The sequence below is a fragment of the Streptomyces sp. NPDC048442 genome (genome assembly GCF_040651475.1).
Lineage (GTDB): Bacteria > Actinomycetota > Actinomycetes > Streptomycetales > Streptomycetaceae > Streptomyces.
Genome location: NZ_JBEZKB010000018.1, coordinates 68,491 through 81,644 on the forward strand (window position 1 = coordinate 68,491; position 13,154 = coordinate 81,644).

12 protein-coding genes are annotated in these 13,154 nt (G+C 71.4%); 7 read left to right on the plus strand and 5 right to left on the minus strand.

What is annotated here, in order from left to right:
- Window positions 1-69: 69 nt before the first annotated feature.
- Together AB0D18_RS25260 and AB0D18_RS25265 are read right to left on the minus strand one after the other, a co-directional pair.
- Window positions 70-741, minus strand: coding sequence for a response regulator transcription factor (locus AB0D18_RS25260; protein ID WP_362422738.1), 672 nt, complete (start codon window positions 739-741; stop codon window positions 70-72).
- Entirely contained in the window at window positions 738-2,090 is a 1,353-nt protein-coding gene (locus tag AB0D18_RS25265; protein ID WP_362422741.1) for a histidine kinase, read from the minus strand. Before AB0D18_RS25265 ends, AB0D18_RS25260 begins: the two co-directional genes overlap by 4 nt.
- Before the next feature lie 186 nt (window positions 2,091-2,276).
- Between AB0D18_RS25265 and AB0D18_RS25270 the strand changes: the two genes are divergently transcribed.
- The 5 genes from AB0D18_RS25270 to AB0D18_RS25290 all read left to right on the plus strand — a co-directional run bounded on the left by AB0D18_RS25270 (window position 2,277) and on the right by AB0D18_RS25290 (window position 6,835).
- Window positions 2,277-2,999 (plus strand): hypothetical protein, encoded by a 723-nt coding sequence (locus AB0D18_RS25270; RefSeq protein ID WP_362422743.1) that lies wholly within the window; start codon window positions 2,277-2,279, stop codon window positions 2,997-2,999.
- The gene (locus AB0D18_RS25275; RefSeq protein ID WP_362422746.1) at window positions 2,992-3,564 is read left to right on the plus strand and encodes a hypothetical protein; all 573 of its coding nucleotides are present in this window, start codon (window positions 2,992-2,994) and stop codon (window positions 3,562-3,564) included. Before AB0D18_RS25270 ends, AB0D18_RS25275 begins: the two co-directional genes overlap by 8 nt.
- 146 nt (window positions 3,565-3,710) lie before the next feature.
- A complete protein-coding gene (locus AB0D18_RS25280; protein ID WP_362422749.1) occupies window positions 3,711-4,661 on the plus strand; it encodes a DUF2797 domain-containing protein in 951 nt (316 codons plus the stop codon).
- A gap of 129 nt (window positions 4,662-4,790) precedes the next feature.
- Window positions 4,791-5,753 (plus strand): BRO family protein, encoded by a 963-nt coding sequence (locus tag AB0D18_RS25285; protein ID WP_362422752.1) that lies wholly within the window; start codon window positions 4,791-4,793, stop codon window positions 5,751-5,753.
- 191 nt (window positions 5,754-5,944) lie between these two features.
- Window positions 5,945-6,835, plus strand: a complete 891-nt coding sequence (locus AB0D18_RS25290) for an amidohydrolase family protein (protein ID WP_362422754.1) — start codon at window positions 5,945-5,947, stop codon at window positions 6,833-6,835.
- 41 nt (window positions 6,836-6,876) lie between these two features.
- On the opposite strand, the gene AB0D18_RS25295 is transcribed toward AB0D18_RS25290, so the two are convergent.
- Window positions 6,877-7,767 (minus strand): LLM class F420-dependent oxidoreductase, encoded by an 891-nt coding sequence (locus AB0D18_RS25295; protein ID WP_362422757.1) that lies wholly within the window; start codon window positions 7,765-7,767, stop codon window positions 6,877-6,879.
- Between the two features lie 182 nt (window positions 7,768-7,949).
- On the opposite strand from AB0D18_RS25295, the gene AB0D18_RS25300 reads away from it, so the two are divergent.
- Window positions 7,950-8,783, plus strand: a complete 834-nt coding sequence (locus AB0D18_RS25300) for a response regulator transcription factor (RefSeq protein ID WP_362422759.1) — start codon at window positions 7,950-7,952, stop codon at window positions 8,781-8,783.
- A 61-nt stretch (window positions 8,784-8,844) separates the two neighbouring features.
- Window positions 8,845-10,446 (plus strand): HAMP domain-containing sensor histidine kinase, encoded by a 1,602-nt coding sequence (locus AB0D18_RS25305; protein WP_362423042.1) that lies wholly within the window; start codon window positions 8,845-8,847, stop codon window positions 10,444-10,446.
- A 131-nt stretch (window positions 10,447-10,577) separates the two neighbouring features.
- On the opposite strand, the gene AB0D18_RS25310 is transcribed toward AB0D18_RS25305, so the two are convergent.
- Together AB0D18_RS25310 and AB0D18_RS25315 are read right to left on the minus strand one after the other, a co-directional pair.
- Window positions 10,578-11,435: a TetR/AcrR family transcriptional regulator gene (locus AB0D18_RS25310; RefSeq protein WP_362422762.1), complete on the minus strand. Its 858-nt coding sequence runs from the start codon at window positions 11,433-11,435 to the stop codon at window positions 10,578-10,580.
- Window positions 11,436-11,516: 81 nt separating this feature from the next.
- Complete coding sequence (locus AB0D18_RS25315) at window positions 11,517-13,148, minus strand: MFS transporter (protein WP_362422765.1); 1,632 nt, start codon at window positions 13,146-13,148, stop codon at window positions 11,517-11,519.
- Window positions 13,149-13,154 lie beyond the last annotated feature (6 nt).

Consider the following 13,154-nt stretch of genomic DNA (forward strand, 5'->3'; position numbering starts at 1 on the left):
GGTTGCAGGTTCGAATCCTGCCGAGTGCACAGCCGAGAAGCCCCCCGGACATCGTCCGGGGGGCTTCTTTCATGTGCGGGTGGAGTCGGACTGCCAGGTCCAGGCGGCGATGCCGACCCGGTTGCGGGCCTTCAGTTTCGACTGGATGTTGGCGATGTGGGTCTTGGCCGTGCCCGGTGAGATGAAGAGGCGGGTGGCGATTTCCGCGTTGGTGAGGCCTTCGGCGACCAGGCGGGCTATTTCTTCCTCGCGGGGAGTGAGCGGCGACGCCGGGCGGGGTGCGGATGTGGGTGCCGGCGCGGGGGCCCCGGGGTGGGCCGGGGCGAGGGACCGCAGGAGGCGGACGGTGATCTGGGGGCTGATCAGGACGTCGCCGGACATGGCGGCGCGTACTCCCTCGATCAGAAGAGCGGGTCCCGAGCGTTTCAGGAGGAAGCCGCAGGCGCCGTCGCGCAGTGCCGTACGTACGTAGTCGTCGTGGTCGAACGTGGTGATGACGAGTACGGGGATGGGATCCGCGGCGTCCGGTCCTGCCAGTCGGCGGGTGACTTCCAGGCCGTCCAGGCCCGGCATGCGGATGTCGGCCAGGACCAGGTCGGGACGGAGTGAACGGGCCAGCTCGACGGCGGTGGTGCCGTCGGCGGCCTCCGCGATCACCGTCATGTCCGGCTGGGAGTCGAGGATCAGGCGGAAGCCCGAGCGGATGTCGGCCTGGTCGTCGGCGAGCAGGATGCGGATCACTTGGGCTCCGGGTGGGGTGGCTGGGGTGTCTGGGGTTGCGCGGGGCTCGGGGGTTTCAGGGGGAGCACGGCTGTGAGGTGCCAGCCGGTGGGGTGGGGGCCGGTGGTGAGGGTGCCGCCGAGGGCGTGGGTGAGCTCGGTGAGGGCGGGGATGCCTCGGCCGCCGTACCGGCGGGGGCGGGCCCTGGGGCGGGCGGTGCGGACGGTGCGGTGGGGGCCGGTGTCGTTGGTGATGCGGAGTTCGAGGGCGGTGGGCCCCGGGGTGAGGGTGATGTCCGCGCGGGTGGCGGCCGGGGCGTGCCGGCGGATGTTGGTGAGGGCTTCGACGGCTATCCGGTACGCGGCCGCGCCCGTCTCGCGGGGCAGGGATTCGGGCAGCTCCAGGGGCATGTGGAGGTGTGCCGGGGTGGGGCCTGCCGCGGTGAAGTCGGCGGTGAGGGCGGGGAGCTGGGCGACGGTGGGGAGGGCGGCGGTGGCGCCGGCCGGACGGGGTGTGGGGTCGAGCATGTCCAGGGTGCGGTCCATGGCGGACAGGGCGTTCAGGCCGGCCTTCTCGATGCGTTCCAGGGCGAGTACGGCCTGGGCGGGGTCGGTGGCCGCGACGAAGCGGGCCGCCTGGGCCTGGACGACGATGCCGCTGATGTCGTGGGCCACGAAATCGTGCAGGTCCCGGGAGAGCTGACGCCGCTGGTCGTGGCGGGCCTCGGTGACCGCGCGCCGGCGGAGGTGCTCCTGGCGTCGGAAGTGGGTGCCGGACGCGAGGGCGGCCAGGGCGGGGAGCAGCCAGAAGGTCGCGATGCCGACGCCTTCGAGGAAGGAGGAGGCGTGGGCCAGGGGGAGCGGCCACAGGGCGATCGCCAGGGCTGCCAGGGCCACGGTGGGGCGCAGCTCCCGGGGCCGTGACCAGCGGGCGACGGCTGCGATCAGGGGCAGGAGCAGGGCTGTTGTCGCCAGTTTCCAGAGCGAACCCTGTTCCGCTGCCGGTCCTGCTCCTGGAGCCGCGAGGGCGAAGGAGGAGAGAAGGGAGAGGACCGCGCTCGCGGCGGTGAGTGGGGAGGGGTCCGGTACGGAAGCGCGGGCGCCGGGGGAGGTGGGGGAGCCGGGCGCGGTGGGTGCAGTCGGCGCAGCGGAGGTGCCGTGCGTGCCGGGTGCGGTGGGTGCAGCGGAGGTGCCGCGTGTGCTGGGTGCGAGGGGTGCAGCGGAGGTGCCGCGCGTGCCGGGTGCGGTGGTGGTGCGGCGGCGGAGCAGAGGGTGTCCGGTGCGTACGAGAGCGGTTGTTGCCAGCAGTACCGCTGCGGCGTCAAATCCTGTGCCCAGCAGGCCGATTGTGTGATCGAAAGTGTCCCCCATGCGGTCAGAGTACGGGGAGGGGTGCGGCGGCTCCCTCTGCCGATCGGCAGAGGCGGGGAGGGGGCTGGGTGTGGTCTGACCTCGGGATCTCTGCCGATCGGCGGATGGGAACCGGCGGGGCGGCGGAGGAGATTGGAGGGGCAGGCAAGAGAGCGGCAAGGGGCCGCAGGGAAAAGGGAGTTCGTGGTGAAGAGAGCTGTGGTCGCGGCTGGAGTGGCAGGGGCAGTGTTGGCCGGGGTGATGGGGGTGGTGGCGCCGGGTGGGGCTGCGGCGGCCGGGGGCGGTGCTGGTGCCGGTGCCGGTGTCGGTGCCCGTGCCAAGGCCGTTGTGGGTGCCTCGGTGGGTGTGGAGGGCGGAAGGGCCAGCGTGCACGGGGCGGCGCGGGTGGCGTACGTCGAGTCGTTGCAGGACGACATCCGCTTCACCGTTCATGCGCGGTCGGTTCCCTTCAGCAGGCCGGTGCCGGGCATTCCGGGCGGGATGGCGACCGATGCGGAGGGCGTGGTGAAGTTCAGCCACGCCGCTCCGGCCGGGAGCAAGCCGGTGGCGGCCGAGGCGACGGTGGACTGCCTGGTCACCAGCGGCCGTACCGCCACTCTCACCGCCGTCCTCAAGGCCGATACCCCGGCGATGCCACGCGGTACGCGGATAGGCATCAGCGTGCAGCAGGGCGGAAAGGGGGAGCCGGACCGGCTCGGGTTCTCCTGGGGTGCGGCGAACGTCGACACCGGGACCCTCGACGAGAAGGGGGACGTGACCCTCTCGCGGGTGGGGACCTGCATGGCACCGGCGCCGTTCACCACGGTGATCAAGGGCGGATTCAGGGTTGTGCACGCGGAGTTGGCGAAGTTCCCGGGTACGCGGGGTGCCGAGGGTACGCGTGCGGCGGGGGTGCAGCGTCGTGGCTAGCGGGTCGAATGTGGCGGCGCGGGCGTACGTACGGGGTGAGCCGGGTGGCGCGGGCAGGCAAACGCGGCTCCTGGTTCCGCGCGGGGTGCGGTGGGCGGCGCACGGGGCGGTGCTGGCGGTGCTGCCGTCCGGGCTGTGGCGGGTGGCGTGCGCGTTCGGGTGGGACTCGGGGTTCCGGGACGGCCGGCTGAACCCGGAGAACTTTCCCGGAGCCGCGTCCTTCTATCTGGTCGGCCTGAGCCTGTTCGCGGAGCTGCTGGCGCTGTTGACGCTGGGGCTGGTGCGGCGGTGGGGAGAGGTGCTGCCGGAGTGGGTGCCGTGGCTGGGCGGCCGGCGGATTCCGGTGGCGGCGGCGGTGGTGCCGGCCGGGCTGGGGGCGGCTGCGGTGACGGCGTTGACGTGGGTGATGGCGTTGACGTGGGGCACCGAGATGTCCACGGAGGGGGCACCGGGCGGGGGCAAGGCAGTCGTGATGACGGCCTGTTATGCGCCGCTGCTGCTGTGGGGGCCGCTGCTGGCGGTGGTGACGGTGGCGTACTGGAGGCGGCGGCGGGGGAGCGCTTGAGGAGCGGGCGGGGGCGGGGTCGGTCCCATGGCTGATCCCAGGCGGCTGATCCCAGGGGGGCTGATCCCAGGGGGGCTGATCCCAGGGGGCTGGTCCCGTGGGCGGCTTCAGGGGCGTTGTCAGTGGTGGGGGTCAGACTTGGGGGTATGGAGCGGCAGTGGCGTAGTGCGGGGGTGAGCTGGGCGGGTGGCGTGCCCGGACTGCGGTGGGAGCCGGGGGTGGGTTCCACCGGGGCCGGGCCGGTCAGTCCGTTGTCGTACGGGGCCGTGGCGGGCGGCGGTGGGACCGCGTACGGGCGGGAGATCGGCTTCCGGGTCGTCGGGGAGCGGCGGTGTGTGGGGGTGCGGGCGAATCCGTGCCCCTACGCGGCGGCGGTGGCGGGGCGGGCCACGCAGGCGCAGTGTGCGGACTGTGCGCGGCTGGACCGGTCGAGGTCGGTGGCGGCCGACACGATGGCTGACGATCCGCGTCCGTATGCCGTGTACCTGGCGTGGTTCGGGCCGGGGATGGTCAAGGTGGGGATCACCCGGGAGGACCGGGGGCCGGCGCGGCTGCTGGAACAGGGGGCGGTGGCGTTCAGCTGGCTCGGGCGGGGGCCGCTGATGGCGGCACGACGGTGCGAGGAACTGCTGCGGGCAGGTCTCGGGGTGCCGGACCGGATCTCGTACGCGAAGAAGCGGGCGGTACGGGCTGCGCTGCCGGGGGCGGAAGAACGGGCGGCGGAGGTACGGGAGTTGCATGCGCGAGCGGTGGGGCTGGCGGGGTGGCCGGAGGCGTTGGGAGTGGTGGGGTGCGACGTGGTCGATCACGCGGGGGTGTTCGGGCTGGAGGGGTTGGTGGGGGCTGGGGGTGTGGCCGGCGTGGTGCGGGAGCTGGTGGGTGGGGGGACTGTGGCGGGGCGGGTGGTGGCTGTGGCGGGGCCGGATCTGCATCTGGAGGTCGTGGGGGCTTCGGGAGCTGCGGGGGTTGTGGTCGTGGACAGTCGGTTGTTGGCGGGGTGGGGGTTGGAGCGGGGGGATGTGGGGGGTGGGGTGACGGTGCCGGTGAAGGGGGTGGAGAAGGAGAGGGACGTGGGGGTGCAGGAGGGGTTGTTCTGAGGGGGTGGTGAGTGCGGGAGGGGCAGGGGTGGAATGAGGGGTTCGTGTCATCTAACGGGTGAACTTCCGCTGATTCCAGGCCAGTTGGCTTGACTCGTGTGTCAGTTTCCGGGGTGGAGGTGATGCTCGATGTACGAGCAGGAGAACGGGCCGTCGGAAGAGGCGACGGCGCAGCGGCAGGACGCGATCGGCATTGGCGACTTCGTGTACGCGGCGACTGGCGCGCGGGTGCGGAGGGTGACGTTGCCGGACGGGACCTATTGGTTCCCGGCGACGGACTTCGCGAGTGGACTCGGCTACACGAATGTCCGGCAGGCGCTCATTCGGCACGTGTCAGAGCGCAACCAGATGGCCTTCGACGATCTTGAACGAAGTGTCTATAGAGCAGACACGTTGAGCAAGAACGCAGGTCACAAGCTCAAGAAGACCATCAAGATGGTGAACACCCAAGGGCTTGTTCAGCTCGTCACCGGATGCACGAAGCCGGAGTGCGAGCCATTCAAGAACTGGGTGGCCGAGGTCATTGCGACCATCCAGCGGGACGGTTCGTACTCCCTCGAACCGGCCCCGATGCAACCCGCGCGGAGCGGTGGCACGGCGTACGTCATGCCGCCCGAGGTCATCAACGCGATTGTTCGGCTGGAGGAGAGGAACCTTCGAGCGGACGAAGCCCTGGTGTCCATGCAGGCGGAGAGTGTCGGGCATGCGCGCCGCACCAATGAGCTGCTGACGGAGGCTGTGCAGGCCCAGCAGTCCATGGCGGATGCGCTGCAGCAGATCGCGCAGACGCTGGGCTCGCTCAGTACGCAGAAGCAGGGAGCCGCACGGGAGCCTGATGTCACGCCGCAACAGGTTCTCGACGTGTGGCGGCGACGGAAGTTGGTGGTCACCGACGACGTCCATGCGGTGGCGGCGTACATCGTGCCCGCGCTCATCGGCGGCGAGGCGCGGTACCGGCTCGAAGAGATCGCAGCGCGTACGGGGCTTTCGACGGCCCGTGTACATGCCTGTCTGAGGATGCTGATCAAGCATCAGTGCATCCGGCAAGTTGGCTGTGCATCGGACGGTGCGCCGGTTTACGCGCTCGTTTAGGCGACGAGAGTTGGGCCCGAAGTCGCAAATCGAAGTTGCGGCTTCGGGCCCTGTCGTACCGTACCGGACTTGGTGTTCGTGATCTTGAACAAGATGTCACTTGAGCTGACACCTTGCGCAACATTGCAGGTCAACCCCTGTGGATAACTTGCAACTTCAGGTATTTGTGCCACGCACGTAGCGTGCCGCACATGACGACGACGGCAGCAGATGAAGCAGCGCAGGTACGGGAGTTCTGGGGGCGGCTCGGGGTTCCGGGGCTGGTGGATGTGCATACGCACTTCATGCCCGAGCGGGTGCTGGCGAAGGTGTGGGCGTACTTCGATGCCGCCGGGCCGATGACCGGGGTCGAGTGGCCGATCACGTACCGGTTCGAGGAGGAGGAACGGGTCGCGCTGCTGCGGGAGTTCGGGGTGGTCGCGTTCACCTCGATGATCTATCCGCACAAGCCTGGGATGGCGGAGTGGTTGAACGGGTGGGGCGAGGAGTTCGCGGGGCGGGTGGACGGGTGCCTGCGGACAGCGACTCTCTTTCCGGAGGCGGGCGTCGAGGCGTATGTGCGGCGGGCGGTGGAAGGTGGGGCGCGGATCTTCAAGTCGCACTTGCAGGTGGGGGCCTATGACCCCAATGACCCGCTGCTGAAGCCTGTTTGGGGGCTGCTGGCGGAGGCCGAGGTTCCGGTGGTGATGCACTGCGGGTCCGGGCCGACGCCCGGGAAGTTCACCGGGCCTGGGCCGGTCGGGGAACTGTTGGCGCGGCATCCGCGGCTGCGGCTGATCGTGGCGCACATGGGGATGCCGGACTACGCCGAGTTCCTGGGCCTGGCGGAGCGGTACGGGGAGGTGCGGCTCGACACCACGATGTCGTTCACGGACTTCAGCGAGCGGATGGCGCCGTACCCCAAGGGGGAGTTGGGGCGGCTGCGGGACCTGGGGGACAAGGTGCTGCTGGGGAGCGACTTCCCCAACATCCCGTACGGCTACCTGCACCAGCTGGAGTCGCTGGAGCGGCTCCAGCTGGGCGAGGAATGGCTGCGGGCGGTCTGTTACGGGAACGGGGCCCGGTTGTTCGGGCTGAGCTGACTCTTCCCCGGGCCGCCCCGGGGCTTCACAGGCTCACAGGCTCACAGCAGCGCCTTGGCCAGGGCTCGCCACTCGGCCCGGGGGAGGGACGCGTGCCGGTCGCCCGTCGTCAGGGCCTGCAGTGCCAGGTGGTCGGCGCCCGCCGCGTAGAACTCCTCCGCCTTCGCCCGTACGCGATCCGCGTCGCCCAGCGCGAAGAGGGTGTCGAGGAGGCGGTCGCTGCCGTTGTTCTCGAAGTCGGCCTCGGTGAAGCCGAGGCGGAGGAGGTTGTTGGTGTAGTTGGGGAGCGTGAGGTAGAGGCCGAGCATCGTACGGGCGGTCGTGCGGGCCCGGTCCAGGTCCGGGTCGAGGACGACCGTGAGCTCCGGGGCGAGGAACGCGTCCGGGCCGAGCGCCTCGCGGGCCTGAGCCGTGTGCTCCGGTGTGACGAGGTACGGGTGGGCGCCCGCCGCGCGACCGGAGGCAAGCTTCAGCATCTTCGGGCCGAGGGCGGCCAGGACCCGGCGCTCGGCGGGCAGGGCGTTCGGCGCGGCGTCGAGCGCGTCCAGGTAGGCGACCATCGCCGAGTACGGGCGGGCGTACTGCGGGGCCAGCGCGTCGTGGCTCACGCCCAGGCCGAGCAGGAAGCGGCCGGGGTGCCGGCTCTCGAAGTCGGCGATCTGTGCGGCGACCGACTCCGCCGTGTGCTCCCAGATGCTGAGGATGCCCGTCGCGACCTTGATCCGGCTTGTCGCCTCAAGGAGCGGGGCGGCCTCGTCCAGGGACGGGCTGCCGCCGGTCCACACCGTGCCGTAACCGAGGTCCTCCAACTCTGTGACCGCATCGGTCAGTTCGAGGCGGCCCTCGGGGGTAGTGGGGCGGAGGGCGCCGCTCCAGATGCCGAGGCGGCCGTACGTACGGGTGTGGCGGGAGGCAGGTGAGTCGGAAGTCATGTGGGGGCAACGGGGAGGTCGGCGGCCCTATTCCGCGGATCCGGGATGTCTTGGTTTCCGCTCCGCGGTCTGTGGGTTTCCGCTCCGCGGTCTGTGGGTTTCCGCTCCGGGCCGGTCGGCTTCTCAGCAGATTCACAGGAACGGGAAAGGGTGCTCTCACCGGCCTTGGCCAGGGTGACCGTATGCGGACAGCGAATGCACCTCGGGCGGGCGAGACCCACGGCGGTACGCGCGGAATTGCACGCAGCAGTGCCCACATCACTACGCGCAGCAAGGCGCGAAGTACTGCGCGCAGCAGTGCCCACGCCGGGTCCGACAGCAGCGGCGAGGTGCGGGTGCTGGTGGTGGACGACGAGGCGTCGCTCGCCGAGCTGCTGTGCATGGCGCTGCGGTACGAGGGCTGGCAGACCCGGAGCGCCGGGGACGGGGCGACCGCCGTGCGTACCGCGCGCGACTTCCGGCCCGACGCCGTCGTACTGGACGTGATGCTGCCGGACATGGACGGGCTGTCCGTGCTGCGGCGGGTACGGGAGGACCTGCCCGAGGTGCCGGTGCTGTTCCTGACGGCGCGGGACGCGGTGGAGGACCGGATCGCCGGGCTCACGGCGGGCGGCGACGACTACGTGACCAAGCCGTTCAGCCTGGAGGAGGTCGTGGCGCGGCTGCGCGGGCTGATCCGGCGGACCGGCGGCCGGGGGCTGGTGGCCCGGCCCGATTCGGAGCTGATGGTGGGTGACCTGCGGCTCGACGAGGACAGTCACGAGGTGTGGCGGGGCGAGGACGAAGTGCGGCTCACCGCGACCGAGTTCGAGCTGCTGCGGTTTCTGATGCGCAACCCGAAGCGGGTGCTCAGCAAGGCGCAGATCCTCGACCGGGTGTGGAACTACGACTTCGGGGGCCAGGCCAATGTGGTCGAGCTCTACATCTCGTATCTGAGGAAGAAGATCGATGCCGGGCGTACGCCGATGATCCACACGCGGCGCGGGGCCGGCTATCTGATCAAACCGGGTGGGTGAGGTGGTGCTGCGCCTCGCACGGGTACTCCGGCGCGGTCCGGTACTCCGGCGCGGGCGGAAGCTGTCGCTGCGGGCCCGTCTCGTGGTGTCCTGCGTCGCGCTGATCGCGGTGGCCGCCGCGGTGATCGGAGTGGTGACGTCCGTCGCCCTGCACTCGTACCTGGAGAACCAGGTGGACGATCAGCTGAACGCGGCGCTGGACCGGGAGCACGGGCGGGGGCTGCAATTCGTGGCCGCCCCCGGGCAGCCGCTCGACACCGTCGGGCTGCGGGACGGGGTGGGCGCCCGGAGCGTGGACGCCCCGGGCGCACGCCCCGAGGCGCACGTGAAGCCGCTGTCTGCCGCCCAGGTGAAGGCGCTGGAGGGCGCGCCCCGGGACGGAACACCGCACACGGTGACGGTGCCGGGGCTCGGGGAGTACCGGGTGGTTGCCGGGAGCGGGGACGGTCCGCAGCCGGGGCCGGGGCCGGGGCCGGGGCCGGGGCTGAGGTATGGGCTGATCGGGGACGGGGCCGGGGACGGTTCCGCTGCCGACGGTCAGTCGGGCGGACAGGCCGACGGCAAGGCACGGGACGTCGTGCTCGGCTTTCCGCTGGAGGGGGCGCAGGACACCGTACGTACGCTCGTGGTGGTCGTGGTGTGCGTGACGGTCGCCGCGCTGGTGGCCGCAGGTCTCGCGGGGAACGCGCTGGTGGGCGCCGCCCTGCGCCCCCTGCGGCGGATCGCCGCGACCGCGACCCGGGTGTCCGAACTGCCGCTGGACCGGGGCGAAGTGGCGCTCCACGAGCGCGTACCGCAGGCGCAGGCGGATCCGCGTACCGAGGTCGGGCAGGTCGGGGCGGCGCTCAACCGGATGCTCGGGCACGTCGGTTCGGCGCTGGTGGCCCGGCAGGAGAGCGAGACGCGGGTACGGCGCTTCGTCGCCGACGCGAGCCATGAGCTGCGGACGCCGCTCGCTTCGATACGGGGGTACGCGGAGCTGACGCGCCGGGGCCGGGAGTCGGTGGCCGCCGGGCCCGACACGCGGCATGCGCTGGGGCGGATCGAGGCGGAGGCGACGCGGATGACGGGGCTGGTGGAGGACTTGTTGCTGCTGGCGCGGCTGGATGCGGGGGCGGAGGGGGGCGGTGTTGGATCAGTGCTCTCCGGGGAGAGCACTGATCTCGTACCGCTGGTGGTGGACGCGGTGAGCGATGCGCGGGCCGCCGGGCAGGAGCATGTGTGGCGGCTGGAGCTGCCGGACGAGCCCGTGGTCGTACGGGGGGATCCGGCGCGGCTCCAGCAGGTGCTGGTCAACCTGCTGGGCAACGCGCGCACGCACACGCCGGCGGGGACGCGGGTCACGGCGCGGGTGCGGGGGGACTCCGGGGGCCGGGCCCTTGTCGAGGTGCGGGACGACGGGCCGGGGGTGGCTCCGGAGCTGGTGGGGCGGGTGTTCGAGAGGTTTGTGCGGGGGGATGTGTCGCGGGCGAGGGTGGGGGCGACGGCGGGAGGCTCTGGCGGGTCGGCCCGCACCGTTGCGGTCGCGTCGTCCGGGTCACCCGCCTCCACGGGGTTGGGGTTGGCGATCGTGCGGGCGGTCGTGGAGGCGCACGGCGGGAAGGTGGCCGTGGAGAGTGTGCCGGGGTGCACGGTGTTTTCGGTGTGGTTGCCGGTGGAGTGAGGGGGTGGGGTGGAGCGAGGGGGGTGCGGGGGACGTCGTGCGGGTGCGTTGTGGCTGATCGCGCAGTTCCCCGCGCCCCTAAAGGACTGCCCCTCAGCCCCACAGCCTCCTTGGGCAGTGGGGCCGCCCCCTCAGACCTCGGACTGGCCGGAGGATGCCGTTGCCTCGATCCCCGCCACCAGCACATCCAGCGCCACCTCGAAGTCCCGGTCGTACATTTCCGCCACCGTGCCCCCGCCCCGCGCCTCCCTCACCGCCGACGCTCTGCGCAGCAGTTCGGACGACTCGAATTCTTCGGTGATCTTCCCCATCGCCTGTTGGTAGAACTCGTCCGTGGACAGGCCGAGCTTCGCCGCCCGTTGGTAGAACTGCCCCTCGCTGTTGGCGTATCCGTAAACGAACTGGAAGACGGCGGCGAGCGACCCTCCCTGCCGTTCCAGCGGCACCCCGCTCTTGGCGATCAGGCCCAGTGAGGCGGTGGAGAAGCGGATCATGTTCGGGCCGATGTTGAGGAAGCGGCTCATCAGCGGGGCCGCCCACGGGTGTCCGACCAACATCTCCCGGTAGCTCTGGGCGAGTTGGCGCAGCTGTCCGCGCCAGTCGGAGTCGTCGCCCGGGTCGGGCAGCGCCAGCTCGCCGGTGACCTGGTCCAGGGCGAGTTCGAGGAGGTCGTCCTTGGTGGCGACGTACCAGTAGACGGACATCGCGGTGACGTTCAGCTCGGCGGCCAGACGGCGCATCGAGAACTTGGTGAGGCCCTCCGCGTCGAGCAGCCCGACGGTCACGGCGGTGATCTTCTCCCGGTCGAGCGCCGGGGCGGCGGCGGTGGTGGCCACGGCGGCGGTAGCGGCGGCGGCAGGCTCGGCCTTACGACCCCCGCCACCACCGGCCGCGCCACGTCCCGTACCGCCCCCGCTCCGCGGCCCCTTCGCGTCCAGCCACACACTGCTCTGTCCAGGCTTCTTGACGCGGTCGGCCGCGGGCACCATGGGACACACTCCTCGGTTCTGCTCCGTCGGACGGGACGGACCGTGTTGTTCCGGTTCGTCCCGTCGATGGTATGCCGAGGACTACTCGGACGGTACGGGTGCGGAGGGAGCACTCCGCTGGTCGGACGGCTCCTTGGCGCCCTGCCCCGCCCCCTCGCGCGCGTCCTCCGCGCCCTGCCCCGCCCCCTCGCGCGCGTCCTCCGCGCCCTGTCCCGCCCCCTCGCGCACCTCCGCCCGCTTGAGCAGCAGCGCCGCCAGCAGTCCGCCCGCGAGCACTGCCGCAGCCCCCACCAGCTGGCTGGTCTCCAGGCCGGAGGCGAACGCGTCCCGGATGTGTCCGCGTTCCTCCGTACTGCCCGCCGCCGCCAGCGCCGCAGGCAGCGACACCGCCCCAGCCGCGGCCGGGACGAGCGCCGAGAAGCGGGAGTTGAGGACCGCGCCGAGCACCGCGACCCCGAGCCCGTTGCCGAACTCCGCGAGCGTGCCGTTCACTCCGGCGCCGACCCCGGCCTTCTCCGGCGGGATCGCGCTCATCAGGGCATTGGCCATGGCGGGGCCGGCCAGCGCGGCGCCCGCGCCGATCAGTACGAGCCCCACCAGCATCCCCTGGTAGCTGTCGCCCCCGAGGATCGCGACCGCCGCGAGTCCCGCGGCGACGCACGCCATGCCGAGCCCGATGGTCCTCGGCGTGCCCCACTTGGCCAGCACCCGCGCGCCCGCGCCCGCCAGGTTCAGTACGACGACCGTGACGGCCATCGGCGCGGTACGCAGACCCGCTTCCAACGGCCCGTACCCGAGGACGAATTGGAGGTGCTGGGTCAGCAGGTACAACGAGCCCGTCATGCCGAACGCGACCAGGACCGAACCCGCGACCGCTCCCACGAAGCGCTGGTTGCGGAAGAAGTGCATGTCGAGCATGGGATACGGAATCCGCAGCTCCCACCAGACGAACACGGCCAGCGCGGCGACCCCGGCCACCCCCGCACCCAGGACCTGGCCGGACGTCCAGCCGTGCGCGGGCCCGGTGATGATCACGTACACGAGGGCGGTCATGCCGAGGGTGGAGAGCAGCGCGCCCGGCAGATCGGGCCGGTCCCCGGCCGGATTCTTGGATTCCGGTACGAGCGCGAGGACCGCGACCAGCGCGAGCAGTGCGACCGGGATGTTGAGCAGGAAGATCGCGCCCCACCAGAAGTGGTCGAGCATGAACCCGCCGAGCAACGGCCCGCCCGCGAAGCCCAGCATGGCGACGGTGGACCAGATCCCGATCGCCTTGACCCGCTCGGAGTCGTCGAAGATCTGGACGACGACGGCGAGGGTGGTGGTCATCAGCAGTGCGCCGCCGATGCCCATACCGGCGCGCGCGGCCATCAACTGGCCTGCCGTCTGGGCGAGTCCGGCCGCCAGCGAGCCGATTCCGAACAGCGCAAGACCGGCGGCGAGCAGCTTCTTGCGCCCGTAACGGTCGGCGGAGCTGCCGGCGGTGAGCAGTAGTCCTGACTGGACGAGCGCGTACGCGTTGATCATCCACTGGATGTCGGTGCTGGACGCGTGGAGCTCGGTGGTGAGGGAGGGGATCGCGACGTTCAGGACGGTGTTGTCGAGCAGCACGGTGAGCTGGGCGAGGCAGATGACCCCGAGGATCAGCCAGCGCTGCGGGTGGCCGCGTCCCTGGAGGCCGAGCGGCCTGCTCGCGGCGGTGGGCGCCTTCATGGGGGA